This is a genomic window from Janthinobacterium fluminis (genome assembly GCF_028595325.1).
GTDB classification, from domain to species: domain Bacteria; phylum Pseudomonadota; class Gammaproteobacteria; order Burkholderiales; family Burkholderiaceae_D; genus Janthinobacterium; species Janthinobacterium fluminis.
Genome location: NZ_JAQQXR010000002.1, coordinates 491,713 through 516,361, shown reverse-complemented (window position 1 = coordinate 516,361; position 24,649 = coordinate 491,713). Strand labels below are relative to the sequence as shown.

Below are 24,649 nucleotides of genomic sequence, written 5' to 3'. Positions count from 1 at the left end.
GGCACCGTCGCGCGGATCGGCCGGCGCATACGCTAAGCAACGTCTTGATGCCCGTCAAACAAGCAGGCCAACGGGGGGAACAGGGAATCGGCTCAGGGACGCAGATGGGTCAAGCCGTAATAGACATGTTCCCACCAATGGTCGCGGGTTCGAACCAGGCTCAGGCAGTGCTTGTCCAGCTCGGCCGGAAAGACGATGTCCTGACAAGCCTTCGTCATCAGCGCATTGCGCTGGTTTTCCGCGTTGCTCAGCGAAATGATCAACCAGGCGATCAGTCCCAGCACGATGGTCAGCAAACTCCACGGCAAATAGTTGGTCGTGTCCGCTTCGCCGACATAGTCCTGCGGCCGCGATTCGCGGTACATGGCCATGACGCCTTCTTCTTTTTCATTCATATCGCAACTGCCTCCCGTGCATGCTGGCTGCATAGCCATGGTTGTCTGGCGCCTTGCGCCGCGCCCGCCTGTACGCCTATTTTACGCGCTCGCCCGACTTAATGGCGGTGGCCGGCGCGGCCCCCTTCCTCATCGCCGAGCTTGACGGAAATCGTTTCGATATGGTCGACGTCGATGTCGGCGCCGTCCGGCACCTCCGTGTCGCGCCCGGCGGCGGCACGCTCGCCGGTGCCGCCGGCATCCGTGTCGCTGTCAAGGTCGGCGTCGCCGACGTCGGGACCGGCCGTGCCGTCTTCCGCGTCCGTCTTGCCGCCCGCCGCCAAACCTGGCGCGCCGCGCAAGTCGCTGCCGCTGTCGGAACTATCGCTCGGTCCCAGCGCGCCCGTGCCGTGCCCGCGTCCCAACACGCGGTCGGCGCCGAACGGTAGCCGGTCCGGATCAAGGCTGCTGCCTGACATGATGCCCCTCCCTGAATGCATTGCATCGATGGCCATTAGACCGGGTTTGCCGCACGCGGTTCACTCGCCATTTTTTACAAATGAGCAAAAACAAGAAATTACTTCACAAATGTAATATTCATTGATATAGTATATGCAGATGAACAAATTCCCGGCGAATGCGGCCCCGCGCCGCACCCGCACAGCAGGAAGCGACCGGTAAGTGGCAAGCCGGCCAAGAGTGAATTCGGCCACACCTCAGCGCTGCGCACACGCCAAGGGCTTGGCAGCCTTGAGTACCCATTAATGTATTTTGGAGAATGACCATGAACGCAAAACAACTGATCGCCACCCTGCTCGCCGTTGCCGCCGCCGGTTCCGCCTTCGCCCAGGCGCCTGCCGCCGGCCTGAGCCGCGAGCAAGTCATCGCCGAACTCGTGCGCGCCCGCAGCGCCGGCGAACTGCCCGTCGGCGAAACCGACTATCCCAAACTGCCGGCCAGCGCCAGCACGCTGACGCGCGCCCAGGTCACGGCCGAATTGCAGCGCGCCCGCGCCGCCGGCGAGCTGGCGAGCGGCGAAACGGACTACCCGAAAATGCCGGCCGCCGCCAGCACGCTGACCCGCGCGCAAGTCAGCGCCGAATACCTCCGCGCCCGCCAGAACGGCGAAATCCCCGTCACCGAGGCCGACTTCGACGTCGCGCAAACGGCGCATCAGTTCCTCAAATCGTCCAACTAAGCCGGCTCGCCGATGTCGACCTTCCACACGCCGTTGCTGCGCGCCGCCGGCGCCGCCGCCCTGGCCCTGGCCCTGGGCGCCTGCGCCAGCATGGGCAAGCCCGGGCAAGGCGCGCCGCTGCTTGACGCCAACGCGCTCGGCGCCGGCAAGGCCATAGGCGCGGCCGCGACCGCCGCCGACTGGCCGCGGCAGGCGTGGTGGCAGGATTTGCACGACCCGCAACTGAACCAGTTGCTGGCTGTCGCGCTGGCCGACAATCCGGGCTTGCAGGCGGCCGAGGCGCGCGTGCGCCAGGCGCGCGCGCTGGCCGGGCTGGCCGAGGACCGCACCCGGCCGAAGGCGGACGCCAGCGTGTCGCTGGACCGCGAACGCTATTCCCTGCACGGCAGCGCGCCGGCGCCGCTGGCCGGCCAGTACGCCTGGCGCAACCAGGCCACGCTGTCACTGTCCTACGATCTGGACCTGTGGGGCCGCAACCGCAGCGCCCTCGCCGCCGCCCTCGACGAGGTGCAACTGGCCTCGGCCGAGTCGCAGGTGGCGCAACTGACGCTGCAGACGGCCCTGGTGCGCAGCTATATCCAGCTGTCGTTCGAGTTCGAGCGGCAGGAATGCATCCGCGCCGGCCTGGCGCGGCGCGACCAGTTGCTGGAGCTGTCGCAACGGCGCCGCCGGGCCGGCCTGGGCACCGAGGTCGACGTCGCCCAGGTCGAGGCGACGCTGCCGGCCGGCCGGCGCGAGCTGGAACAGTCGGCCGAGGCCATCGCGCTGCTGCGCAACCAATTGGCGGCGCTGGCCGGCAAGGGGCCGGCCGACGGCGAGGCGCTGACCCGGCCGGCGCTGCGGCTGGAGCGGGCGCCGGCGCTGCCGAGCGCGCTGCCGGCCGAGCTGCTCGGGCGCCGCCCGGACATCGCCGCGCAGCGCTGGCGCGTCGAGGCGGCGGCCCAGCGCGTCGACGCGGCCAAGGCGGATTTCTATCCGAACCTGAACCTGCTCGCCTTCGCCGGCCTGCAATCGTTCGGCTTCGCGCACTTCCTCGAAGCCGCCTCGGCCACGCGCGGCGTCACGCCGGCGCTGACCCTGCCGATCTTCGCCGGCGCCCGCCTGCGCGCCCAGCTCGACCAGCAGGGCGCCGTGTACGACGCCGCCGTCGCCCAATACAACGGCAGCGTGGTCGCCGCGCTGGCCGACGTCGCCAACAACGTCGCCAAGGCGCAGTCGCTGCAACAGCAGCAAGCCCTGGGCGCCGACGCGCTGGCCACGGCCGCCAAGGCGCGCCAACTGGCCGCGCGGGCCTATGCGGCCGGTCTCAGCGACGCCGTCAACCTGCTGCACAGCGAACTGGCGCTGCTGCAGGAACAGCAGAACATGGCCCAGTTGGGGGCGCGCCGGCTGGACAGCTATGCCAGCCTGATGGCGGCCCTGGGCGGAGGATTCGGCGCTTTACCATAACTGAGCGATATACAATCTAGCCTTTCTATGCTTGAGGAGTTCCAGATGAACGCTTTTGACGCGACCTACGCGCGGCTGCAAAACATTCGCACCCGCATGCCGGAGTTCCCGCTCGAACTGGTGCGCCTGATCCGCATGACCTACCACATCCAAAAAGGGATGAAGGACCTGACCAACGCGACGCTGAAAAAGTACGACCTGGTCGACGCCAGCTACATGGTGCTGGCGGTGTTGTACGGCACCGAGGGCGAATCGTCGAACGCCTGCACGCTGGGCATGGCCTGCCACGAAAAGCCGGCCAACCTGACGCGCGTGTGCAACGACCTGGAGGAACGCGGCCTGATCCACCGCGGCAGCCGCCCCGGCGACCGCCGCTCGGTGATGATTTCGCTGAGCGACCGCGGCCGCGCGCTGATCGAGGAGATCATGCCGCAGGTGTGCGCGAAGACCACCCAGGCCTACGACGGCTTCAGCGCCGAGGAACTGCAACAGATGGAAAGAATTTTTGCGCGCCAATTGCGCAACCTGAACAACATCACGTAATCCGACGACGCGGGCTGGCCGGCGTGTCGGGCGACGCTTCGCCAACCGACCCACGGAACCGATATGCCCAAGCTGCTCTCCACCCTGTACGGCGCCGGCCCCTTGCCCGGCCTGGCCGCCGCCGCGCGCGACTGGCGCGCCAGCGAGGGCGAACGCTGGATCTTCGTCGCCAAGACCATGCTGGCGGCGTTCGCCGCGCTGTGGCTGGCCTACCGCCTCGGCCTCGACTCGCCCAACTCGGCGATGGCCACCGTCTTCATCCTGGCCCTGCCCAGCAGCGGCATGGTGCTGGAAAAAAGCTTCTACCGCCTGCTCGGCACCCTGGTCGGCTGCGCCGGCGCCCTGCTGCTGATCGCCGCGTTCGCGCAGCAAAGCGTGCTGCTGTTCCTCGGCCTGGCCCTGTGGGTCGGCCTGTGCACCGGCGGCGCGGCGATGTTCCGCAACGCCCAGTCCTACAGCTTCGTGCTGGCCGGCTACACCGCCTGCATGATCGCCATCCCCGCCATCGACCAGCCGTCCCAGACCTTCGCACTGGCCGTGACGCGGGTGTCCGAAGTCGGCCTGGGCATCCTCTGCTCGGCCGTCGTCAACGACGCCCTGTGGCCGCGCCACCAGGGCGCGCAGGTGATGCGCACCGTGCAGGCGCGCTACGCCCGCATGATGGGTTTCTGCCACGACGTGCTGGAGCGGCAACTGGCGCCGGCCGAAGTCGAACTGACCCACCTGCAGTTCGCCGCCGACATCGCCGCCGTCGAATCGGGCCGCGCCGCCGCCTTCTTCGAGGCGAACGGCGCGCCCGCCGACAGGCGCTGGCTGCACGCCTTCAACGCCTCGTTCATGGCCGCGCTGACCACCTTCTACACGCTGCACCGGCTGCTGCACCGGCTGCGCCAGGAACCGGCCACGCCGCTGATCGCCCTGATCGAGCCGCTCTACGCGCCGCTGGCCGGCGCGCTGCAAACGGCGCCGACGCTGGCCAGCCTCGACGCGGTCGGCGCGCAACTGCGCGCGGCCGTGGCGCGGGCGGGCGCGGCGCTGGAGGGCGGCGGCGCCACGCGCGCCCAGCGCATCGACTTCGACACCGCCGCCGAGCTGCTGGAGCGCTTCACGCTGAACCTGCGCGCCTTCCAGCAGGTCTACGACGGCCTGGCCGACAACAAGCGCCAGCAGCTCTGCGATCCGCTGGCCTACACGCCGAAGACGCCGCCCGCGATCGTCTTCGCCAGCGGCGCGCGCGCCGCGCTGACACTGTTGTTGCTGGCCGCCGCCTGCTACCACCTGGCCTGGCCCTACGCCGCCACGACGATGCTGATGGCCACCATCTTCTGCGCGCTGGCCTCGTCGTCGCCGCGCCCGACGCTGATGGTCAAGCAGATCCTGAGCGGCTTCCTGGCCGCCGTGCCGCTGTCCTTCGTCTGCCTGTTCTTCGTGCTGGTGCGCGCCGACGGCTACCCGATGCTGGTGCTGGCGATGCTGCCGCCGCTGCTGCTGGGCAGCTACCTCAGCACCAACCCGAAGCGGGCCGGCGTCGGCATCGGCATCAACCTGTTCGTCGCCACGGTGGTCACGCCGGTCAACCTGATGCACGTCGACGGCGCCGCCTTCCTGAACACCACGCTGGCGCTGCTGCTGGGCGTGGCGCTGGCCTACCTCATCTTCGCCGTCGTGCTGCCCGAGCACACGATGGGCCACAAGGACCACGTCGCCGCGGCGCTGTGGCGCGAGGCGCTGAACACCTGCGTGGCCGGCCCGAAGCGCCTGAAGCACCGCTTCGACCACCGCGTGCGCGACCTGCTCAACCAGCTCAACGCGGCCGCCGGCCCGGCCCCGTCCGAGGCGACGCGCGCCGTGCTGCGCCAGGGCCTGACGCTGCTGGAACTGGGCCACTCGGTAATCGAAATGCGCGCGCTGATCGCCAGCTCGGCGCCCAGCGCGGCCAGCGCCGCGCTGGACCGGTGCGTGGCGCAGATCGCCGCCTACTTGCGCGCGCCGAGCCATGCCAACTGCCAGGCCGCCATCGCCGCGCTGCTCGACGCCGGCGCGCCGGTGCGCCAGGCCCGCGCCGGCGCCAGCCCGCAGCGCGCCGCCCGCCTGCAGACGGCGCTGGCCGATATGCACTCGATCTACACATCCCTGCTCGACCAACTGCCGCAAGCCCCCGGAGGACCGCAACATGCCGCGTGAACTGGCCATTTTTGGCGTACTCATTCCCACCCTGCTGCCGCTCTTCCTCGTCGCCATGGCGCTGCAGGCGGCGGCCGACTGGTGCCTGGGCAAACTGGGCGCCTACCGCCTGGTCTGGCACCCGTCGCTGCTGCGCCTGTGCGTCTTCGTCTGCATCCTGGCGGCGCTGGTGCTGCCGCTGTACCAATGAACCCTGAACCCCTATGAAAAACCGCCCTATGCCGACCAAGCTGATACGCTACTCAATCACCCTGCTCATGCTGGCCGCCGCCCTGTGGTGCGGCGCGACCATGTGGCAGCGCTACATGGAATCGCCGTGGACCCGCGACGGCCGCATCAAGGCCGACGTCATCAACGTCGGCGCCGACGTCGCCGGCACCGTCACCGAAGTGCTGGTGCGCGACAACCAGCTGGTGCAGAAAGGCGCCGTGCTGTTCGTCGTCGACAAGGCCCGCTACGTCAGCGCGCTGGCCCAGGCCGACGCCGTGCTGGCCGCGCAGAAAACCGAACAGGGCCGGCGCGGCAAGGAAGCGGCGCGGCGCGCCGGCCTCGACGCCAGCATCGTCTCGACGGAAAGCCGCGAAACGGCGCAGTACGCCGCCACCACCGCGTCGGCCCAGTACCAGGCCGCGCTGGCGGCGCGCCAGCTGGCGCAGCTGAACCTGGAACGCACCTTCGTGCGCGCGCCGGCGAGCGGCTACGTGACCAACCTCAACGTCCACGCCGGCGACTTCGCCGCCGTCGGCGCGGCCAAGCTGGCCGTCATCGACAACGCCTCCTTCTACGTGGTCGGCTATTTCGAGGAAACCAAGCTGGCCATGCTGAAGCCGGGCGACGCCGTGCAGATGAACACCATGAGCGGCGCCGCCATGCGCGGCCACGTCGAAAGCATCGCCCACGGCATCACCGACCGCGACGCCAGCACCGGCCGCGAACTGCTGGCCGACGTCAACCCGACCTTCAACTGGGTGCGCCTGGCGCAGCGCGTGCCGGTGCGCATCCACATCGACCAGCTGGCGGCGGGCCAGACGCTGGTGGCGGGCACCACCTGCACGGTGATCGTCGGCGCGCCCGGCAAGGGCAAATGAACTACAATCACGCATCCATAGACGCGCAGGCAGCATGACGACACCCGCCCACAAAAACGGCAACGACCGCCTCAGCGTCATCCGCCTCTTCCTCGACGCCGCCGCGCTGGGCAGCTTCTCGGCCGCCGGCCGCAAACAGGGCATGTCGCCGGCCGCGTCGAGCGCCTGCATCCAGCGACTGGAAGCGTCGCTGAAGGTCAAACTGTTCGAACGCACCACGCGGCGGCTGCGCCTGACCGAAGAAGGCCAGCGCTACAAGCACTACAGCGAGCAGGCGCTGGCCCTGATGGCCGAGGCCGAGGAAAGCCTGCACGCCGGCAGCGGCGCGGTGCGCGGCACGGTGAGGATATCGGCGCCGTCCGACATCGGCCGCAACGTGCTGCTGCCCTATCTGGACGAATTCCGCGCGCGCCACCCCGAAGTCCAGTTTGCGCTGGTGCTGACGGACGCCACCTCGAACCTGGTGCAGGACGACATCGACCTGGCGATCCGCTACGGCCAGCTGCCCGACAGCGACATGGTGGCGCGGCTGCTGCGGCCGAGCCGGCGCGTGGTGTGCGTGGCGCCGGCGCTGGCGGCGCGGGTCGGGCTGCCGCGCACACCCGACGAGCTGGCCGAGCTGCCGGCCATCGTGCTGGTGACGGCGCTGGGGCCGATGCACGAATGGCGCTACTGCGAAGACGGCAAGCGGCGCAGCGTGCGCGTGCAGCGCTACCTGCAAAGCAACGACGGCGAAATCATCCGCAAATGGGCCGTCGGCGGCCAGGGCTACGCCTACAAATCCATCCTCGACATCGGCGACGACCTGCGCGCCGGGCGGCTGCAGACCGTGCTCGACGACTACTTCACCGACAGCGCGCCGCTGAACCTGCTCTACCACCGCGCCCGCTTCCAGCCGCCGCGCATCGCCCTGCTGATCGACTTCCTGCTGGAGCGCTTCGGCCGCGCCGCCTAGCCGGGGACAGACCACGATTTCCAAGAAAGTATTTCTTGGAAATCGTGGTCTGTCCCCAGCTGTTAGCCGAGCAGGCCGCCGCCTTCGACGTCGATGACGGCGCCGCTCATGAAGCCGTTCGCCATCGCCAGCAGGTAGGCTTGGGCGACCTCGCCGGCCTGGCCGACGCGCCCCACCGGCAGCCCGGCGCCGATGCGGCCCATCGCGGCAACGCGCGCCTCGGCGCCGCTTTCGCCCCACAGTTCGGTGTCGGTGACGCCGGGGCTGACGACGTTGACGCGGCGCGGCGCCAGTTCCTTGGCGAGGTTTTTGGCCATCGCTTCGACGGCCGCGTTGACCATGCTTTTGAGCAGGCCGCCGGCGCCGAATTTGCGCGACAGCAGGCCCGAGGTCAGCGTGACCGAGGCGTCCGGCGCCAAGTGCGGCAGGGCCGCCTTGACGGCCGACAGGTAGCCGTAGACCTTGACGTCGAAGGCCAGTTGTATCTCGTCCATGCCCAGCTCGGCCAATCTGGTCGAGCCGACCCGCGCGCCCGACGTGAGCACCAACGCGTCGATGCCGCCGATGCCGCCGAAGGCCCGCGCCAGCGCGGCCGGGTCGGTGATGTCGGCCGCGACCGCGGCGATGCCGTCGCCGCCGCGCGCCGAGCGGCCGATGACGGTGACCGTGGCGCCGGCCGCGCGCGCGGCCAGCGCGACCGCGCGCCCGATGCCGGAGGTGCCGCCGACAACGACGACGTTTTTGCCTGTGAAGGCCGATTGCTTGAACATATTGGATCCTTTGGTGTGGTGGGTGCGGCGGCGGCAAGCCGGCAGCGTTCCGGCTTCGCGGCGCGGGTTTATTGTTGAACGATGCCCATCTGCCGCAGCAGCGTCAGGTTGTCTTCCAGATGCCAGTTGTCGGTGATGCGGCCGTCGGCGACGCGGTACATGTCGAAGGCCTGGAACTCGATCGTCTGGCCCTTGCCCTGGACTTCGCCGAACCGGCCGGTGAAGTGGCCGCTGAAGTGCAGGCGCAGCGTGACGCGGTCGCCGGCGGCGACCAGGTCGGTGATTTCCACTTTCAGGTCGGGCACGGCGCCACGGAAGGCCAGCGACGCTTGCAAGGGGCCGGCCAGGCCCTGGGCGCGGCCGGCCGGCAGCGTGCGGTCGGTGAATTCCGGCGCCAGCGCCTGCCTGGCCAGCGCGGCGTCGCCGCTGTTCCAGAACGCGGCGTAGCGGCGCGCGGCCAGCATCACGGCTTCCAGTTCGGCCGGCTTACCGCCGGTGAAGACCTGCTGCGGCGCCGGCAGGGCCGGATCGGCCGCCAGCGCGAACGGCGCGCTGATCTGGCACAGGGCGAAGGCGGCCGCGATCAGGAAAGGCGGACGGCGGAAGGGGGTGGCGGTAGTGGACATGGTGGTTCCCGGGAGTTGGTCGTTGTGCCAAATGCACAGACCGGATTGTCCCGCCAATCGTTCACATTGATAATTGAGCCGCCGATTGAATGATCTTCTCGTTTTATTTGAATATTCCCACGGCTTTTTGCTGCCGGGCCGGACGCGGCGCCGGCCGCGGCGTCGTGGCGGCCGGCTTCAGGCCCGCCACCAGCGCCATCGCCGGCGCGGCCGCTTCGCCGCCGCCGAGCTTGAACACGCCGACCGCTTGCGCCAGGCTGCCGGCCTGGTCCTGCAGGGACTCGGCGGCGGCCGCCGCCTGCTCGACCAGCGCCGCGTTCTGCTGCGTGACGCCGTCCATTTCGCTGATGGCCTGATTGATCTGCTCGATGCCGGCCTCCTGCTCGGCGCTGGCCGAACTGATCTCGCCCATGATGTCGGTGACGCGCTTGACGCTGGCGACGATCTCGTCCATCGTCGCGCCGGCCTGGTCCACCAATTTGCTGCCGCTGTCGACCTTTTCGACCGAGTCGCCGATCAATTCCTTGATTTCCTTGGCGGCGCCGGCGCTGCGCTGGGCCAGATTGCGCACCTCGCTGGCGACGACGGCGAAGCCGCGCCCCTGCTCGCCGGCGCGGGCCGCCTCGACGGCCGCGTTCAGGGCCAGGATATTGGTCTGGAAGGCGATGCCGTCGATGACGCCGATGATGTCGGCGATCTTGCGCGCCGAGTCGTTGATCGCCCCCATCGTCTCGACCACCCGCGCCACCACGGCGCCGCCCTGCACGGCGACGCTGGAGGCCGACAGCGCCAGCTGGTTGGCGCGCCGCGCGCTGTCGCTGTTCTGCTTCACCGTCGACGTCAGCTCCTCCATCGAGGACGCCGTCTGTTCCAGCGAACTGGCCTGCTGCTCGGTGCGCGAGGACAGGTCCAGGTTGCCCGAGGCGATTTCGCTCGACGCGCAGGCGATCGTGTCGGTCGACTGGCGTATCGTGCCGACCGTGCTGGCGAGGCTTTCCTGCATGCCGCGCATGGCGTACAGCAGGCTATGGCGATCGTCGCCGGCCAGCTCGACCGGCACGCCCAGGTCGCCGCCGGCGATGCGCTGGACGATCTGCATCGCGTATTCCGGCTCGCCGCCCAGTTGCCGGTAAATCTTGCGCACCAGCAGAAAGTCCGTCAGGCCGGCCGCCAAGGCCCCCGCGCCGAGGGCCGCCAGCATCAGCGCGCGTATCGTCGCGTAGCGCGCCACGGCCTGCGCATATTCGCCCCCGGCGACGTCGACCTGCAACTGGCGCAGCGCGTCGATGCCGCTCCTGACGGGCTGCGTCAGCTGGTCGAACTTGCGCTGGAGCTGACGGGCCGCGTCGACCTGCCCCGCGCGCAGCGCCGCCATCGCCGGCAGCAGCGCCTCGCGCACCATCGCGCCGCGGTCCACGGCGAACTTGTCGGCCAGGCGCTTTTCCTCGACGGTCAGGGTGGTCAGCATGTAGGCGCTCCAGGTCTTGGTGATCTCCGCCGCGTTCTTGTCGACCAGTTGGGATTTTCCGTCGACATTCGCCGCCTGCGGATCGAGCAGCGCCTCGCTGAGCGCCAGCCGGTTGCTCACCAGCAGGCGGTCGATGCGGGAAATCTGCTCCAGCGCGATGGTGCGGTCCTGGTAGACCGACTCCAGCCCGGCGTTCGCCTTGCCCATGCCGTACAGGCCCAGCAGGCCGATGGCGACCGACAGCAGAAACAGCGCGGCGATCACGGCGCTCAGGCGCGCCTTGAGTGTCATTTCCATGTTGTAGCCTTTTGAAGGTCGGTGTCACGCGGCATGAGGCACTTGGGTGCCCGGCAACTACTTTCTTATCTGCACATCGTGGCCCGACACGGGCTTCGGGATATGGATCAAGATCAATAAGCGGTGGAATCGCCGCGCGCGGCCGGCCCCGCCGCAAAAAAAAAATGCCGTTCAACTCGACGTTGAACGGCATGGCGCGGGGCGCGGGCGGTCAGGGCCGCACGTGGGTCATCGCGTAGGTCAGGTGTTGCCACCAGCTCTCGCGCGATTTGATATTTGCCAAACACTTTGCATCGACCTCGCCCTTGAAGACGGGGTCGGCGCAGGCGCGCGTGAGCAGCGCGTTGCGCTGGTTTTCGGCGTTCACGACGGCCAGCGACAGCCAGACCAGCAGGCCCAGCGCCAGCACCAGCAAAGTCCAGGGCAGCTGTTTCATCGCTTTACTTCTTTGCCGTTTTCACGGGGGCGGCCGGAGCCGCCGCGGCGCCCTTGCCGCTTTCCTTGAGCGCCCGCGCCACCAGCATGTCCATCACTTTCAGGGTAGCCTGCTGGGATTGCAGCTCAGGCTGATTCGGGCGGCCCGCCTGCGCCGGCGAGGTGACGAAGCGGCCATCGATGACGATGCTCGGCGCGCTGGTCAACTTGTAGGTGTTAATCAGCGAGGCGCCGCGTTTCATTTTCGTTTGAACGGCGAAGGAATTGAAAAATTCCAGGTACTTGGCCTTGTCGACGCCGTTCTTGGCGATGAAATCGGTCAGCGCCTCATCCTTGTTCAGGCGGTTGCGCTCGACGTGGACGGCGCGGAAAATCTTATCGTGCACCAGGTCCAGCTTGCCCATCGCCTCCAGCGTCACATAGGCGTGCGCCTGCGGGTCGTTGGGGCCGGAGAAGGCCATGTGGACGCGGCGGAACACGATGTTGTCGCCCTGCTTCTTGACCCACTCGCTCATCAAGGGTTCCAGCGAGTGGCAATGCGGGCAGGAATACATGAAAAACTCGACGACCTCGATTTTTTTGCCCGTGTCCGGACGCGTGGTCGCGTCCAGCGTCGTGTAGTCGACACCGTTTTGCGGTTCGGCCGCGAAGGCGCCGGAGGTGGATGCCATCAGGGTGACGGCGGCGAGCAAGAGACGCAAAAGACGCATAACAATCCTTCATGATATTAGGGTAACTGATGGGGCGAGATTACCACTTTTTCGGGCGCCGTTCCGGGGCCGGCGGCAAAAAATCCCGTTTCTCCGGCAAATTAAGTCCCGCTTAAGCGCCCGCCGCCTGCTTGCCGGCCTGGCGGCGCCGCCGCGCCAGCTCCAGCTGCTCGCACAGCGTCTGCACGGCGTCGGCCATGCGCGGCGTGGCGCGGGCCAGCATGTCGCCGTCGAGCGTGAACAGGTTGCCGCGCTGCACCGCCAGCATGCTCTTGTACTCGCGCCACACGTCGATGCCGCCGCCTTCGCGCGCCTTGCCGCCGACGATGGCCTCGGGGTTCGCCTGCAGCACCGCCTCGGCGCCTACCGACGGCGCCACCACGTTCAGGTCGGCGAAGATGTTCCGGCCGCCGCAGGCGCGCAGCGCATCGCTGACGATGTGCTGGCCGTTCAGCGTGAACAGCGGCCGCTCCCAGATCTGATAGAACACCCGCACGGCCGGGCGCTGCGCGTAGGTCGCCGTCAGCGCGGCGATGCGCGCCCGGTAGGCCCGCGCCGCCGCCTGCGCCGCCGCCTCGCTGTCGAGCAGGCGGCCGAAGCGGATCAGGCTGTCGGCGACGTCGTCGAGCTTGCGCGGCTCGCTGTAGAAAATCGGGATGCCCAGCGCGCGCAACTGCTCGAGCTGGCGCGCCGTGTTACCGCTCTGCCAGACCACCAGCAGGTCGGGCTGCAGCGCCAGCACGCGCTCGACGTCGATCTGGTCGTTGCTGCCGACCACGGGCAGGCGCCGGGCCGCCTGCGGATAGTCGCTGTGGTTCATCACGCCGACCACGCGCGCGCCGCCGCCGGCGGCAAACAGCAGCTCGGTCACATGCGGCGCCATGGCGACGACGCGCCGGGCCGGCTGCGCCAGCGTCACGCTGCGGCCGGCGTCGTCGCGCACGCTGACGCCGGCCAGGCACACGGCCGGCCAGAGCAGCATCAGGCAGGGGATCAGGCGGCGGGCGTTCGTCATCGGCGGGCTTTCATTCAAAAGGAGTAACGGGCCGTCAGTGTAATCTGCCGGCGCTCGTCCTGGTACAGGGCCAGTTGGCAGCTCAGCGCCAGTCCGCTGTGGCGGCGGTCCGCCAGGTTGCTGGCGCCGAGCGCCAGCTCCCACGGGCCGAGCGTTCTGGCGTAGCGCGCATCGAAGGTCGTGAACGAGGGCAGCACCGCCGGGCAGCGCCGGCCGGCGTCGGCGCCGTAGCGCTGCAACTGCGACCATTGCACGCCGATGTCGGCGCTGTGGCCGGCGGAAGCCAGCCAGGACAGCCGCGCCGACACGCTGTGGCGGGGCAGCAGCGCGATGTCGATGTCGTCGCGCGGCGCGCTGCTGAAACGGGCGCGCAGGTATTGCGCGCGGCCGCTCAACTGCCACTCCGCGCCCAGGCGGGCGCTGGCGTCGAGTTCGACGCCGTGGCGCTGGGTGGGGTCGAGGTTGCGGTTCGCGCCCATCTGGCCGAGGCTCTGGTCGAACACGATCTCGTTGTTCAGACGGCGGCGGAACAGGCGCAGGCCGACGCTGCCCGCCTCCCGCTCCAGCGCGGCGCCGAGCTCCAGGTCGTGCGCCACTTCGCCGGCCAGCGGCGTCAGCGAGGCGCTCGTATAGCCCTTGTCGTCGACGCGGTAGCTTTGCCCGGCCTTGGCGTGCAGCGTCAGCGCCGGCAGCGGCTTGATGCTGGCCTCCACGTCCCAGGCGTTGTGGCCCTGGACGCTGCGCTCGACCGTATCGGGATAGTCGGGGTTGTGCGCCTCGCGGCGGAACAGCTCGCGCCGCGCGCCGACGGCGATGCGGGCGGCGTGGGCGTCGAACTTGAGCTCGTCGCGCAGGTACAGCGCGCGCGAACGCTGCAGCGTGTCGACGCGGCCGCCGTCGGTGGCGCTGGCGTGGCGCCAGCGGGCGAGGTCGACGCCCAGCACCAGCTCGTTGGCCAGGCCGGCGCCCTTGGCGCGGTGGCGCAGGCGCGGCGCAAGCTGGGTCTGGCCGCTGGCGTAGGTGGCCACGCTGCGCCCATAGTCGCGCACATAGGTGGTAGTGATGGTTTTCTCGCGCCGCGTCAGGTCCAGCGACAGCTTGAGGTTGCCGATGCGGCGGTCGGCGAAGGCGCCGACGCGGCAGCTGTCCAGCGCGCCGAGGTCTTCCTCTTCGACGTCGGGGCGGGCGGCGCGCCGGTCCAGCCAGGCGTGCCACGGCGCCTGGAAGCGCGCGCTCTGGCGCGCGCTCTCGACGTTGACGCCGGCGCCGCCGTCCTTGCCGCTCCAGTCGGCGGCGGCGCTGAAGCCGGAGCGGCGGAAACGGCTGTCGGCGCGGACGTTGTCGCTGCGCTCGCCGTTGGCGGCGGCGTCCAGGGCAAAGCCGTCCCATGCCTGGGCGATGGCGGCGCGGCCCTCGCGCCGGCCGTACTGGCCCGCCTCGGCGGACACGCCGCCGTGCGCGGCCGTCGCGGACGGCGGCCGGGTGACGACGTTGATGACGGCGGCGCCGGCGCCGCCGCTGATCTCGACGCGCTCGATGCGCTCCAGCGGCAGCGTCGCCAGCAAGGCGTCGTCGGGGTCTTGCTCGGCCAGGCTCGCGCCGTCGAGCAGCGTGGCCTCGTGCAGGCTGGCGGCGCCGCCGGCGCGCGGCCCCGGCTTGCCGGCGCGGTGGCGGCGCGGCACGGCGACGCCCAGCTTGCGCAGGGCCGCCATCAGCCCGCCGGCGCCGCTGCGGCGGATCGCCTCGCCGCTGATGACGACGGCGCCGATGGGCGCCGCCGCGTCCTCGCCGGGACGGGCGCCGCTGACGACGATGGACGGCAGCGCCATGTCGGCACCGAGCGCCGGCGCCGACAGGCACAGCGCCAGGACGCAAACCGGCGCAAGCCGGCGTGGTACGGGAGAAGTCATGGGGTTCGTTTTCGGAAAAGACGGCCAGGCCCGCGCCCGGCGGCGGGCGGCGCGCACAAAATTCGCCTCATTATACGAGGCTGGGCGCGGCCGCGCTGGCGCCTCGCCGCGCGTAAAAAGCGGCAGGGACGACATGCCGGGGGCGGCGCAAACGGCGCCGTCACGCCGCGCCGTCGCGCAGGTCGAGGCGCCCGTCGCCGGCCAGGAAGTCGATGAAGGTGCGCACCTTCGACGACAGGTAGCGGCGGCTCGTGTAGACGGCGTACAGCGTGGCCGCCGGCGCCGCGTAGCCGGGCAGCAGACGCTCCAGCCGGCCGGCCGCCAGGTCGCCCGCCGTCTGCCACGACGGCAGCAGGGCCACGCCCATGCCGTCCAGGACGGCGGCGTGCATCAGGCTCTCGTTGTTCGTCTGCAGCACCGGCGCCAGCCTGACGCTTTCCCTGCCGAGCGGGCCGTCCAGCACCAGCTCCGTCCCCGACGCCAGCAAGGTGTACAGGATGGCCGCGTGGCGCGCCAGCTCGGCCGCCTGGCGCGGCCGGCCGGCCCGCTCCAGGTAGGCGGGCGCGGCCACCAGGTGGAATTGCACGGGGCCGAGCGGGCGCGCGATCAGGCTGGCGGCCGGCGCCTGGCCGACCCGCAGCGCCAGGTCGAAGCCCTCCTCGACGAGGTTGACGGCGCGTCCGCTCAGGTCGATGTCGAAGCCCACCTCGGGAAAACCGGTCCGGTAGGCCGCCAGCGCGCGCGTGAAGATGGGGTTGGCGAACCACACGGGCGCGCTCAGCTTGAGCGTGCCGCGCGGCACCACGGCGGTGCGCCCCAGCGTCGCCTCGACCTCGTCCAGGCTGTCGAGCATGTCGCGGCACTGGTCGAAATACACGCGCCCGCTTTCGGTCAGGCTCAGGTGGCGGCTGCTGCGGTTGAGCAGGCGCGCGTCGAGGTGGCGCTCCAGGTGCATGACGTGCTTGCTGGCCATCGCCGCCGACAGCTCCAGCCGCTCGGCCGCGCGCACAAAGCTTTCCAGTTCGACGACGGCGCGAAAAACGCGCATGCTGAGCAAAGTGTCCATGCGAAGGCGATCATCAACAAAACGGCAATGATATATCAATATTTCGCGTCTTGATTAACAAACAGGCTATGCCTATAGTGAAGCGATGAAAGGCGGCGCCTGCGCGCGCGCCAGGCCCAACGAGGAGTTTGCCATGTCCGACCTGATGCTTCCCACCTATTTCCTGTCCCACGGCGGCGGGCCGTGGCCCTTCATGTTGGACCAGTACGGCGGCCGCTACGACAGGCTGCTGGCCTCGCTGCAAGACATCCCCCGGCAGATCGGCACGACGCCGCGCGCCGTCCTCGTCGTCACGGCGCACTGGGAGGGGCCGCAATTCCTGCTGTCCTCGGGCGCCCAGCCCGGCATGATCTACGACTATTCGGGCTTTCCCGCCCACACCTACGAGTTGCACTATCCGGCGCCGGGCGAGCCGGCGCTGGCGGCGCGCGTCAAGGCCCTGCTCGACGGCGCCGGCCAGGCGGCCAGCCTGGACGAGCGGCGCGGCTACGACCACGGCACCTTCAGCGTGCTGTACCCGATCTATCCGGCGGCCGACGTCCCCGTCGTGCAACTGTCGCTCAAGCATGGCTACGACGCGTTGACCCATGTGCAGGCGGGGCGCGCGCTGGCGCCGCTGCGCGACGAGGGCGTGCTGATCATCGGCAGCGGCCTGAGCTACCACAACCTGCGCCAGTTCGGCCCCGGCGGCGGCCACGCCTCGCAGCAGTTCGACAGCTGGCTGCGCGAGACGATGGCGCTGGCGCCGGCCGAACGGCTGGCGCAACTGCTGCGCTGGAGCGAGGCGCCGGCGGCGCGCCAGGCGCACCCCTATGAAGACCACCTGCTGCCGCTGATGGTGGCGCTGGGCGCGGCCGAGCAAGAGGCGGCCGCGACGGTCTACCACGAGGACGATTTCTTCGGCGCGCTGGCGGTGACGAGCTTCCGCTTCGGCGCGCCGGCCGCGCCCGACCTGCCGGCGGACCCCTAGGCGCGCGCCCGCGCGGATCGGATCAGGTGCCGCGCCGGCCGCTGGCGGCGGCCTTGGCTTTTTCGGCGGCCAGGGCGGCCGCCTTGGCCGCCTTCTCCGCCATCTCGGCGGCGTGCGCCTCCAGCAGCGCGGCGCGGGTGGCCGGCGTTTCCAGCGAAATCCGCCCCAGCACGCCGCTGCGGTAGTCCAGCAGCAGCGTGTGCGAGGCTTTCTCGAAATCCAGGTCGCCGCCCTTCTGGCGGTAGCCGCGCCGCGCACCGATGCCCTCGACGACGCCGATGGCGTCCAGGTCCTCGGTCTTGAAGCCGTAGCGCGCCGTCAGCAGCGCCGGGTAGCGCTTGAGCAGCTCCTCGGCCAGGAACACGGCCACCTCCTCCTCGATCAGCGCGTTCGAGCCGATCGCGTGGCTGGCCGCCAGCATCAGGCCGTCGCTGGGGATGGCGATCTTCGGCCACAGCATGCCGGGCGTGTCGGTGAGGATAGTGTTTTTGTCGAGGTAGAGCTTTTGCTGCATCTTCGTCACGGCCGGCTCGTCGCCGACCTTGGCCACGCGCTTTTTCAGCAGCGCGTTCATCAGCGTCGACTTGCCGACGTTGGGGATGCCCATGATCATGATGCGCAGCGGCTTGGTCGGCACGCCGCGGTGCGGCGCCAGCGACTTGGCCAGCTCGGGGATGCGCGCCACCTCGCCCGGCTTCTTGGTCGTCATCGCATACGCCGTCACGCCCTCCTGGGCGTTGTAGTAGGCGACCCAGGCGGCCGTCGCGGCCGGGTCGGCCAGGTCGGTCTTGTTGAGGATTTTCAGGCAGGGGCGCTGGCGGAACAGGCGCAACTCCTCGACCATCGGGTTGCAACTGGCCTCGGGCAGCCGGGCATCGACCACTTCAATGACCAGGTCGGTGTTTTCCATCGTCTCCGCCGCCTTCTTGCGGGCGGCGTTCATATGTCCGGGATACCATTGGATTGCCATGCTCTTACCTTCGAAATCGTTCAGTCAATCCGCTATTTTACGTGCTTGGCGCGGCAAGGGCGGACTTTCGTGGCCGCTTCGGGCCGGCCGGCCGGCTCGGCGCGCTAGTCCAGCTCGGCCAAGGCGCGCACGTGCGCGGCCACGCTGCGCCCCAGCGCCGACAGGTTGTAGCCGCCCTCCAGGCAACTGACGATGCGCCCCCCCGCGTATAGCCTGGCCACGGCCATCACTTGCCGGGTGATCCAGGCGTAGTCGGCCTCGACCAGGCCCATGTCGCCGACGTCGTCCTCGCGGTGGGCGTCGAAGCCGGCCGAGATGAACAGCATCTGCGGCCGGTGCCGGTGCAGCGCCGGCAGCCAGTGGTCGAGCACCAGCTGGCGCACCACGTCGCCCTTCGAGCGCGCCGGCACCGGCACGTTGACGCAGTTGTCCGTGTACGGCTCGACGTCGCTGAAGGGGTAGAAGGGGTGCTGGAAGAAGCTGACCATCAGCGCGCGCGGATCCCGGGCCAGCGCCTCGGCCGTGCCGTTGCCGTGGTGCACGTCGAAGTCGACGATGGCGATGCGCTCCAGGCCGCGCGCGTCGAGGGCGTGGCGGGCCGCGACGGCGACATTGTTAAACAGGCAAAAACCCATCGGCTCGGACGGGCGGGCGTGGTGGCCGGGCGGGCGGGTGGCGCAAAACGCGTTGTCGAGCTCGCCGTCGATGACGGCGTCGGTGGCCGCCACCGCCGCGCCGGCCGCGCGCAGGGCCGCGTTCCAGCTGTGCGCGTTGAGCAGCGTGTCGCCGTCCAGCGGGTAGTAGTGGCCGGGCGCCGGAATGTGGTCGCGCACCAGGCCGATCGCGTTCTTGCTGTGGACCCGCTCGATGTCGGCCAGTTGCGCCAGCGGCGCCTCGCGGTGTTCGAGCAAATCGTTGATGTGCGCCAGTATCAGCTGGTCGCTGATGGCCTGCAGCCGCGCGGGCGACTCGGGGTGCCAGTCGCCCATCTCGTGGCGCTGGCAATCGGTGTGACTGTAAATGGCTGTGCTCATGTCTCGTTTTTCTGTACCGCTACGCTCACGTCACGATCATTATTGCCCCCGCCGCGCCGTTCTCGCATAGAATCATTGGCGGGGGTGATGAGACGTATAAAATGTGTGTATAACGCTAATCTACCACGCGGCCGCGCTTTCCCGCTTGGCGCCGGCCGCTGCGACGCTGCGTTTTTTCGGCGCCGCCTGCGTTTTCATGGAAAAGATCATGTTCACAAAAATGCACGCGGTGGCGCGCCAGGTCGGCCAGATCGTCGTCGGCAAGGACCGCCAGGTGCGCCTGGCCCTGACCTGCCTGCTGGCCGGCGGCCACCTGCTGATCGAGGACGTGCCCGGCGTCGGCAAGACCACGCTGGCGCACGCGCTGGCCATTTCCCTCGGCCTGCAATTTAACCGCATCCAGTTCACCAGCGACCTGCTGCCGGCCGACGTGGCCGGCATCTCGATCTACGCGCGCGACAAGAACAGCTTCGAATTCCACCCCGGCCCCATCTTCACCCAGGTGCTGCTGGCCGACGAAATCAACCGCGCCACGCCGAAGACCCAGTCCGGCCTGCTGGAGGCGATGGAGGAGCGCCAGGTCAGCGCCGACGGCGTCACGCGCGCGCTGCCGGAGCCGTTCTTCGTCATCGCCACGCAAAACCCGGCGCACCAGGTCGGCACCTTCCCGCTGCCGGAGTCGCAGCTGGACCGCTTCTTGATGTGCCTGTCGCTCGGTTATCCGGACCCGGCCGCCGAACGGGCGCTGCTGCTGGGCGAGGACAGGCGCCGCATGCTGAAGGCGCTGCCGGCGGCGATGACGCCCGAGGAGCTGGGCGCAGCCCAGCGCGCGCTGCGCGCCATCCACACGGCGCCGGCGCTGGTCGACTATGTGCAGGCGCTGGCGCAGGCGTCGCGGCAGAACGGTTTCTTCGCCGAGGGGCTGAGTCCGCGCGCGGCCATCGCGCTGCTGCAGGCGGCGCGCGCCTGGGCCGCGCTGGAGGGCCGCGACCATGTGATACCGGAGGATGTGCAGGCGCTGTTGGTGCCGGTCTGCGCGCACCGGCTGCGGCCGCTGAAGTCGGCGCACGGCATCGCGCTGGCCAGCCATGATCTGGTGCTGCAGTTGCAGCAGTCCGTGGCGGTGTAGCGGCGGGCTGGGCGACTTCGGCCGCAAAAAGCCGGGGCCGGGGCTTATTTCAAGGGACGGTGGACATGTCTACACACCCAGCGCCGGCGCCGCCGGCCACGCTCACGGCGCGCCTGCGCGGGCTGGCCGGGCGCTGGCTGTTCCAGTTGCGCGAGCGCGAGCCGGGCGAGGTCGTGCTGACGGCGCGCCGCGTCTTCATCGTGCCGACCCGGGCCGGCATGGCCTTCGCCGGCCTGGTGCTGCTGCTATTCATCGGCGCCATCAACTACAACCTCGGCCTCGGTTTCGCGCTGACGTTCTTCAGCGCCGCCTGCGCCATCGTCGACATGAGCATGACGGCGCGCAACCTGGCGCTGCTGCGCCTGGCGCCGGGCCGCGCCCAGCCCGTCTTCGCCGGCGAGGTGGCGCAGTTCGAGCTGCACCTGCACAACCGCAGCAAACTGGACCGCTTTGCCATCTGGCTCGACTTCCTCGACGCCGGCGTGCCGCGCCACGTCGCCGACGTCGGCGCCGGCGCCAGCACGGCGGTGCTGCTGTCCTGCGCCAGCGGCGCGCGCGGCTGGCTGGCGGCGCCGCGCGTGCGCCTGGTGACGCGCTTTCCGCTGGGCCTGTTCAAGGCCTGGAGCTACTGGCAGCCGGACGCCAGGGTGCTGGTCTACCCGGCGCCGGAGACGGCCGCGCCGCCGCTGCCCCTGCGCGGCGCGGCCGGCGGCGCCGGCGGCCACGCCGGCCACGACGACTTCGCCGGCATCCGCCACTACCGGCCGGGCGACCCGATGCGCCACCTGGCCTGGCGCCAGATCGCCCGGCTCGACCCGGCGCTGGGCGGCCAACTGGCCAGCAAGCATTTCGACGCCGGTGCGCCCACCGAGCTGACGCTGGACTTCGAGGCCCTGCCGGCCCAGCTCGACGTCGAGGCCAGGCTGGCGCGGCTGACCCGCTGGGTGCTCGACGCCGAGCGCCTGGCCCTGCCCTACGGCCTGCACCTGGACGCGCTGCGCCTGCCGCCGGCGCTGGGCGAGGCGCACCGCGCCGCCTGCCTGCGCGCGCTGGCCCTGCACGGCCACGTGGAGCGCCGCCCATGAACGCGGGCGGCGCCCGGGCCAGGCTGGCGGCGGCCCTGCCGGCGCTGTCGCGCGACAAGGCCGACACGCTGTTGCTGCTGCTGAGCGCCGTGCTGGTGCTGGCGCCGCACGCCGCCCACCTGCCGCTGTGGACCAGCGCCGGCGTCGCCGCCACGCTGCTGTGGCGCGCCACCCTGACCGTGCGCGGCAAGCGCCTGCCGCCGCTGTGGCTGTTGCTGCCGCTGGCGCTGCTGGCGATGGCCGGCGTCTACGCCAGCTTCCGCACGCTGCTGGGGCGCGAGGCCGGCGTCGCCATGCTGGCCCTGCTGCTGGCGTTCAAGCTGCTGGAAATGCACGCGCGGCGCGACCTGTTCGTCGTCATCTTCCTCAGCTTCTTCCTGCTGCTGACCAGCTTCTTCTACTCGCAAAGCATGGCCAGCGCCGCCCTGGCCGGCGCCACCCTGGTGGCGCTGCTGGCGGCGCAACTGTCCTTCCAGTACGGCAGCGGCGTGCCGCCGCTGTGGCGCCGGCTGCGCCTGGCCGCCGGCATGGCCGGCGCCGCCGCGCCGCTGGCGCTGCTGCTGTTCGTGCTATTCCCGCGCATCCAGGGACCGCTGTGGGGCTTGCCCGGCGACAGCCGCGGCGCACGCAGCGGCCTGTCCGACAGCATGGCCCCGGGCAGCATCGCCAATCTCGCGCAGTCGGAGGAAACGGCCTTTCGCGTGCGCTTCGAGCGCACCGCCCCGCCGCAGCAGCAACTGTACTGGCGCGGCATCGTGCTGGCCGACTACGACGGCCGCACCTGGGTGCGCGGCGCCGCGCGCGGCGACCCCGAGCCCGTCAACATCAAGCTCAACGGCCCCTCGCTGCGCTACCAGGTGACGCTGGAGCCGAACGGGCAGCGCTGGCTGTTCGCCCTCGACATCGTCGAACGCGTCGACGCGCCGGCCGGCAATCCCCACGCCGTCTCGCCGGCCCTGGAACTGCTGCTGCTGCGGCCGATCGAGACGCGCACGCGCTACCGCGCCAGCTCGGTGAGCGAGTACACGCTGCAGGCCGACGCGGCGCCGGCCCGGCTGCAACAGTGGCTGGCGCTGCCGCGCGGCTACAACCCGCGCACCCTGGCCTGGGCCGCGCAACTGGGCCAGGGGCGCCAGCCGGCCGAGGCCGTCGACGCCGTGCTGCGAACCTTCCGCGGCGAGCAATACCGCTACACGCTGCAGCCGCCGCTGCTGGGGCGCGACGCCGTGGACGCCTTCCTGTTCGACAGCAAGGCCGGCTTTTGCGAGCACTACGCCGGCGCCTTCGTCGTGCTGATGCGCGCGCTCGGCATTCCGGCGCGCGTCGTCGCCGGCTACCAGGGCGGCGAGCTGAACCCGGTGGACGGCTACCTGACGGTGCGCCAGTCCGACGCCCACGCCTGGGCCGAGGTGTGGCTGGCCGGGCGCGGCTGGCTGCGGGTCGACCCGACGGCCGCCGTCGCCCCCGAGCGCATCGAAAGCAATCTGGCGCGCGCGCTGCCCAGGCCGGCGCCGTTCGGCCTGGCGGGGCTGGACGCGCTGATCGGCGGCCCCGACTCGCTGCTGGCGGCGCTGCGCTTCAATTGGCACGCCGTCAACAACGCATGGAACCAGTGGGTGCTCGACTACAACCCCGAGCGCCAGCGCGGCGTGCTCGACGCGCTGGCGGCGCTGGCCGGCGACTGGCGCGCGCTGCTGGCCGGCGGCGCCGGCGCCGCCCTGCTGTGGCTGGCGCGGGCGCTGCGCCGGCGCCGCGCCGCCGACCCGCTCGACGCGCTGTACGCCGCCTTTTGCCGCCTGCAGGCCAGGCGCGGCTGCGCCCGCCTGCCGCACGAAGGGCCGCACGGCTACGCGCAGCGGCTGGCCGGGCACGCGGCGCAGCCGCAACAGCGCGCCGCCGCCCTGCGCTTTCTGGCAATCTACGCCGCGATCAAGTATGGTGTCGCCCATCCCCATGAAAAAGCCAGGTCGCTGTCTACCCTGAAGCGCCTGCTAACCGAATCCCGATGACAGCTACCCCGACCCGCACCACCTCCGCCCTGATCCTCGCCCTGCTGCTGGGCGCCACGCCGCTGACGCAGGCGGCCGGCGCCCCGGCCAAAGCGGCCAAGAAAGTCGCCGCCAAGGCCGACTATGAGGGCGAGTACGTCAACTTCGCCGAATGGAAGGAGGTCGCCCAGTTCCTCGACGACATGGTGCGCAAGCACCAGTTCGAGCGCCCGGCCCTGGAGGCGCTGCTCGCCAAGGTGCGCTACGTCGAGACGACGATCCAGCTGATGAAGCCGGCCCCGCCGGGCAAGCCGAAAAACTGGCAAGCCTACCGCCAGCGCTTCGTCGAACCCGTGCGCATCGACGCCGGCGTGCAATTCTGGAACGACAACGCCGACGCGCTGGCGCGCGCCGAAAGCGTCTACGGCGTGCCGGCCGACATCATCGTCGGCATCATCGGCGTCGAAACCGTGTACGGCCGCAACACCGGGCGCTTCCGCGTGCTGGACGCGCTGACCACGCTGGCCTTCGCCTATCCGGACACGCCGACGCGCGGCGCGCGCATGGCCTTCTTCCGCGGCGAGCTGGAAAGCGCGCTGCTGTTCGCGCGCCAGAGCAATATCGATCCGCTGACGCTGCTCGGCTCCTACGCGGGCGCCGTCGGCCTGCCGCAGTTCATGCCCAGCAGCATACTCCAGCACGCCGTCGACTTCGACGGCGACGGCCGCGTCGACTTGCGCGGCTCGGCCGCCGACGCCATCGGCAGCGTCGCCAACTTCCTGGTCCGCCACGGCTGGCAGCGCGACCTGGCGCGCCCCTTCGCCTACCCCGCCACGGTGTCGCCGGCGCGGGCCTGGGAAGGCTACATCGGCCAGGGCCTGGAGGCGAAACACACGCAGGACGAGCTGGCCGGCGCGGGCGTCGGCAGCGACGCACCGTTGCCGGGCGGAATAATGTTTGGTCTGGTAGACTTGCAAAACGGTGCGGAAGCGACCGAGTATTGGTTAGCGACGGCCAATTTTTTCGCCATCACCCAATACAACCGCAGTTACTTCTACGCCATGTCGGTGCTCGACCTGGGCCGCGCCGTGCGGCTGGCGCGGGGAGGCTAAAACAGGCGGCTTTATTACTTGTAAGAAAGCGTAAGGAAGATTGCCCCTTTGCCGGCGCGCCGGTAAGGTTGCAGACCAGAGCCCGTGCTGGCCTGCGGCGTAAGGGCTATCGTGCGGTCGTCAAAACTGAAATTGCTTTATACTCAGAATTGTCATATTATTATTTTTTAAGTGGCTAAAAACGTAACAAATACCAAATGGTTGTTGCATTTTGACAACGGCATCAATGATGCAAGCCTGAGTTTTTTATTGCTTTTAAGTATTAGATTGCGC

The 24,649-nt window shown here is 69.8% G+C and carries 24 protein-coding genes; 12 read left to right on the top strand and 12 right to left on the bottom strand.

Annotation, left to right across the window (positions count from 1 at the left end; translation table 11 throughout):
* Positions 1–92: 92 nt before the first annotated feature.
* Together OIK44_RS08210 and OIK44_RS08205 are read right to left on the bottom strand one after the other, a co-directional pair.
* On the bottom strand, positions 93–395 hold the full coding sequence (locus OIK44_RS08210) for a hypothetical protein (protein ID WP_273670238.1): 303 nt from the start codon (positions 393–395) through the stop codon (positions 93–95).
* Positions 396–493: 98 nt separating this feature from the next.
* Positions 494–853 (bottom strand): hypothetical protein, encoded by a 360-nt coding sequence (locus OIK44_RS08205; protein WP_273670237.1) that lies wholly within the window; start codon positions 851–853, stop codon positions 494–496.
* Between the two features lie 305 nt (positions 854–1,158).
* On the opposite strand from OIK44_RS08205, the gene OIK44_RS08200 reads away from it, so the two are divergent.
* The 7 genes from OIK44_RS08200 (at position 1,159) to OIK44_RS08170 (ending at position 7,791) form a co-directional block, all read left to right on the top strand.
* Positions 1,159–1,572 (top strand): DUF4148 domain-containing protein, encoded by a 414-nt coding sequence (locus OIK44_RS08200; RefSeq protein WP_273670236.1) that lies wholly within the window; start codon positions 1,159–1,161, stop codon positions 1,570–1,572.
* A 12-nt stretch (positions 1,573–1,584) separates the two neighbouring features.
* A complete protein-coding gene (locus OIK44_RS08195; RefSeq protein ID WP_273670235.1) occupies positions 1,585–3,021 on the top strand; it encodes an efflux transporter outer membrane subunit in 1,437 nt (478 codons plus the stop codon).
* A gap of 45 nt (positions 3,022–3,066) precedes the next feature.
* Positions 3,067–3,564: a MarR family transcriptional regulator gene (locus OIK44_RS08190; protein ID WP_273670234.1), complete on the top strand. Its 498-nt coding sequence runs from the start codon at positions 3,067–3,069 to the stop codon at positions 3,562–3,564.
* Positions 3,565–3,627: 63 nt separating this feature from the next.
* Positions 3,628–5,748 carry an FUSC family protein gene (locus OIK44_RS08185; protein ID WP_273670233.1) on the top strand — a complete coding sequence of 707 codons (2,121 nt, stop codon included), beginning with the start codon at positions 3,628–3,630 and terminating at the stop codon, positions 5,746–5,748.
* Positions 5,738–5,938, top strand: coding sequence for a DUF1656 domain-containing protein (locus tag OIK44_RS08180; RefSeq protein ID WP_273670232.1), 201 nt, complete (start codon positions 5,738–5,740; stop codon positions 5,936–5,938). The genes OIK44_RS08185 and OIK44_RS08180 overlap by 11 nt, the downstream gene beginning before the upstream one ends.
* A gap of 13 nt (positions 5,939–5,951) precedes the next feature.
* The gene (locus OIK44_RS08175) at positions 5,952–6,836 is read left to right on the top strand and encodes an HlyD family secretion protein (protein WP_420213836.1); all 885 of its coding nucleotides are present in this window, start codon (positions 5,952–5,954) and stop codon (positions 6,834–6,836) included.
* Positions 6,837–6,870: 34 nt separating this feature from the next.
* Positions 6,871–7,791: a LysR family transcriptional regulator gene (locus tag OIK44_RS08170; RefSeq protein WP_273670231.1), complete on the top strand. Its 921-nt coding sequence runs from the start codon at positions 6,871–6,873 to the stop codon at positions 7,789–7,791.
* Positions 7,792–7,853: 62 nt separating this feature from the next.
* Here the strand turns inward: OIK44_RS08170 and OIK44_RS08165 are convergent, their stop codons facing one another.
* The 8 genes from OIK44_RS08165 to OIK44_RS08130 form a co-directional block, all read right to left on the bottom strand.
* Positions 7,854–8,561: an SDR family oxidoreductase gene (locus OIK44_RS08165; RefSeq protein WP_273670230.1), complete on the bottom strand. Its 708-nt coding sequence runs from the start codon at positions 8,559–8,561 to the stop codon at positions 7,854–7,856.
* Positions 8,562–8,629: 68 nt separating this feature from the next.
* Positions 8,630–9,187 (bottom strand): ester cyclase, encoded by a 558-nt coding sequence (locus OIK44_RS08160; RefSeq protein ID WP_273670229.1) that lies wholly within the window; start codon positions 9,185–9,187, stop codon positions 8,630–8,632.
* 103 nt (positions 9,188–9,290) lie between these two features.
* Entirely contained in the window at positions 9,291–10,952 is a 1,662-nt protein-coding gene (locus tag OIK44_RS08155; protein WP_273670228.1) for a methyl-accepting chemotaxis protein, read from the bottom strand.
* A gap of 211 nt (positions 10,953–11,163) precedes the next feature.
* Entirely contained in the window at positions 11,164–11,388 is a 225-nt protein-coding gene (locus OIK44_RS08150; protein ID WP_273670227.1) for a hypothetical protein, read from the bottom strand.
* A gap of 4 nt (positions 11,389–11,392) precedes the next feature.
* The gene (locus tag OIK44_RS08145; RefSeq protein ID WP_273670226.1) at positions 11,393–12,097 is read right to left on the bottom strand and encodes a thiol:disulfide interchange protein DsbA/DsbL; all 705 of its coding nucleotides are present in this window, start codon (positions 12,095–12,097) and stop codon (positions 11,393–11,395) included.
* A 112-nt stretch (positions 12,098–12,209) separates the two neighbouring features.
* On the bottom strand, positions 12,210–13,112 hold the full coding sequence (locus OIK44_RS08140; protein WP_273670225.1) for a cobalamin-binding protein: 903 nt from the start codon (positions 13,110–13,112) through the stop codon (positions 12,210–12,212).
* Between the two features lie 14 nt (positions 13,113–13,126).
* Positions 13,127–15,022, bottom strand: coding sequence for a TonB-dependent receptor (locus OIK44_RS08135; protein ID WP_273670224.1), 1,896 nt, complete (start codon positions 15,020–15,022; stop codon positions 13,127–13,129).
* A 160-nt stretch (positions 15,023–15,182) separates the two neighbouring features.
* Positions 15,183–16,088, bottom strand: a complete 906-nt coding sequence (locus OIK44_RS08130) for a LysR family transcriptional regulator (RefSeq protein WP_273670223.1) — start codon at positions 16,086–16,088, stop codon at positions 15,183–15,185.
* 133 nt (positions 16,089–16,221) lie between these two features.
* On the opposite strand from OIK44_RS08130, the gene OIK44_RS08125 reads away from it, so the two are divergent.
* Complete coding sequence (locus OIK44_RS08125; protein WP_273670222.1) at positions 16,222–17,058, top strand: DODA-type extradiol aromatic ring-opening family dioxygenase; 837 nt, start codon at positions 16,222–16,224, stop codon at positions 17,056–17,058.
* Between the two features lie 22 nt (positions 17,059–17,080).
* On the opposite strand, the gene ylqF is transcribed toward OIK44_RS08125, so the two are convergent.
* Together ylqF and OIK44_RS08115 are read right to left on the bottom strand one after the other, a co-directional pair.
* Positions 17,081–18,028: a ribosome biogenesis GTPase YlqF gene (ylqF, locus tag OIK44_RS08120; protein WP_273670221.1), complete on the bottom strand. Its 948-nt coding sequence runs from the start codon at positions 18,026–18,028 to the stop codon at positions 17,081–17,083.
* Between the two features lie 104 nt (positions 18,029–18,132).
* On the bottom strand, positions 18,133–19,062 hold the full coding sequence (locus OIK44_RS08115; protein WP_273670220.1) for a histone deacetylase family protein: 930 nt from the start codon (positions 19,060–19,062) through the stop codon (positions 18,133–18,135).
* Positions 19,063–19,270: 208 nt separating this feature from the next.
* On the opposite strand from OIK44_RS08115, the gene OIK44_RS08110 reads away from it, so the two are divergent.
* The 4 genes from OIK44_RS08110 to mltB all read left to right on the top strand — a co-directional run bounded on the left by OIK44_RS08110 (position 19,271) and on the right by mltB (position 24,376).
* A complete protein-coding gene (locus OIK44_RS08110; protein ID WP_273670219.1) occupies positions 19,271–20,191 on the top strand; it encodes an AAA family ATPase in 921 nt (306 codons plus the stop codon).
* A 65-nt stretch (positions 20,192–20,256) separates the two neighbouring features.
* The gene (locus OIK44_RS08105; protein ID WP_273670218.1) at positions 20,257–21,276 is read left to right on the top strand and encodes a DUF58 domain-containing protein; all 1,020 of its coding nucleotides are present in this window, start codon (positions 20,257–20,259) and stop codon (positions 21,274–21,276) included.
* Complete coding sequence (locus tag OIK44_RS08100; RefSeq protein ID WP_273670217.1) at positions 21,273–23,285, top strand: transglutaminase TgpA family protein; 2,013 nt, start codon at positions 21,273–21,275, stop codon at positions 23,283–23,285. Before OIK44_RS08105 ends, OIK44_RS08100 begins: the two co-directional genes overlap by 4 nt.
* Positions 23,282–24,376, top strand: a complete 1,095-nt coding sequence (gene mltB, locus OIK44_RS08095; RefSeq protein ID WP_273670216.1) for a lytic murein transglycosylase B — start codon at positions 23,282–23,284, stop codon at positions 24,374–24,376. Before OIK44_RS08100 ends, mltB begins: the two co-directional genes overlap by 4 nt.
* The last annotated feature ends 273 nt before the right edge of the window (positions 24,377–24,649 follow it).

What these genes read in the sequence shown, in the direction of transcription:
- OIK44_RS08210 (WP_273670238.1), bottom strand. Translation starts at nt 395, where the DNA reads ATGAATGAAAAAGAAGAAGGCGTCATGGCCATGTACCGCGAATCGCGG.
- OIK44_RS08205 (WP_273670237.1), bottom strand. Translation starts at nt 853, where the DNA reads ATGTCAGGCAGCAGCCTTGATCCGGACCGGCTACCGTTCGGCGCCGAC.
- OIK44_RS08200 (WP_273670236.1), top strand. Translation starts at nt 1,159, where the DNA reads ATGAACGCAAAACAACTGATCGCCACCCTGCTCGCCGTTGCCGCCGCC.
- OIK44_RS08195 (WP_273670235.1), top strand. Translation starts at nt 1,585, where the DNA reads ATGTCGACCTTCCACACGCCGTTGCTGCGCGCCGCCGGCGCCGCCGCC.
- OIK44_RS08190 (WP_273670234.1), top strand. Translation starts at nt 3,067, where the DNA reads ATGAACGCTTTTGACGCGACCTACGCGCGGCTGCAAAACATTCGCACC.
- OIK44_RS08185 (WP_273670233.1), top strand. Translation starts at nt 3,628, where the DNA reads ATGCCCAAGCTGCTCTCCACCCTGTACGGCGCCGGCCCCTTGCCCGGC.
- OIK44_RS08180 (WP_273670232.1), top strand. Translation starts at nt 5,738, where the DNA reads ATGCCGCGTGAACTGGCCATTTTTGGCGTACTCATTCCCACCCTGCTG.
- OIK44_RS08175 (WP_420213836.1), top strand. Translation starts at nt 5,952, where the DNA reads ATGAAAAACCGCCCTATGCCGACCAAGCTGATACGCTACTCAATCACC.
- OIK44_RS08170 (WP_273670231.1), top strand. Translation starts at nt 6,871, where the DNA reads ATGACGACACCCGCCCACAAAAACGGCAACGACCGCCTCAGCGTCATC.
- OIK44_RS08165 (WP_273670230.1), bottom strand. Translation starts at nt 8,561, where the DNA reads ATGTTCAAGCAATCGGCCTTCACAGGCAAAAACGTCGTCGTTGTCGGC.
- OIK44_RS08160 (WP_273670229.1), bottom strand. Translation starts at nt 9,187, where the DNA reads ATGTCCACTACCGCCACCCCCTTCCGCCGTCCGCCTTTCCTGATCGCG.
- OIK44_RS08155 (WP_273670228.1), bottom strand. Translation starts at nt 10,952, where the DNA reads ATGGAAATGACACTCAAGGCGCGCCTGAGCGCCGTGATCGCCGCGCTG.
- OIK44_RS08150 (WP_273670227.1), bottom strand. Translation starts at nt 11,388, where the DNA reads ATGAAACAGCTGCCCTGGACTTTGCTGGTGCTGGCGCTGGGCCTGCTG.
- OIK44_RS08145 (WP_273670226.1), bottom strand. Translation starts at nt 12,097, where the DNA reads ATGCGTCTTTTGCGTCTCTTGCTCGCCGCCGTCACCCTGATGGCATCC.
- OIK44_RS08140 (WP_273670225.1), bottom strand. Translation starts at nt 13,112, where the DNA reads ATGACGAACGCCCGCCGCCTGATCCCCTGCCTGATGCTGCTCTGGCCG.
- OIK44_RS08135 (WP_273670224.1), bottom strand. Translation starts at nt 15,022, where the DNA reads ATGACTTCTCCCGTACCACGCCGGCTTGCGCCGGTTTGCGTCCTGGCG.
- OIK44_RS08130 (WP_273670223.1), bottom strand. Translation starts at nt 16,088, where the DNA reads ATGGACACTTTGCTCAGCATGCGCGTTTTTCGCGCCGTCGTCGAACTG.
- OIK44_RS08125 (WP_273670222.1), top strand. Translation starts at nt 16,222, where the DNA reads ATGTCCGACCTGATGCTTCCCACCTATTTCCTGTCCCACGGCGGCGGG.
- ylqF (WP_273670221.1), bottom strand. Translation starts at nt 18,028, where the DNA reads ATGGCAATCCAATGGTATCCCGGACATATGAACGCCGCCCGCAAGAAG.
- OIK44_RS08115 (WP_273670220.1), bottom strand. Translation starts at nt 19,062, where the DNA reads ATGAGCACAGCCATTTACAGTCACACCGATTGCCAGCGCCACGAGATG.
- OIK44_RS08110 (WP_273670219.1), top strand. Translation starts at nt 19,271, where the DNA reads ATGTTCACAAAAATGCACGCGGTGGCGCGCCAGGTCGGCCAGATCGTC.
- OIK44_RS08105 (WP_273670218.1), top strand. Translation starts at nt 20,257, where the DNA reads ATGTCTACACACCCAGCGCCGGCGCCGCCGGCCACGCTCACGGCGCGC.
- OIK44_RS08100 (WP_273670217.1), top strand. Translation starts at nt 21,273, where the DNA reads ATGAACGCGGGCGGCGCCCGGGCCAGGCTGGCGGCGGCCCTGCCGGCG.
- mltB (WP_273670216.1), top strand. Translation starts at nt 23,282, where the DNA reads ATGACAGCTACCCCGACCCGCACCACCTCCGCCCTGATCCTCGCCCTG.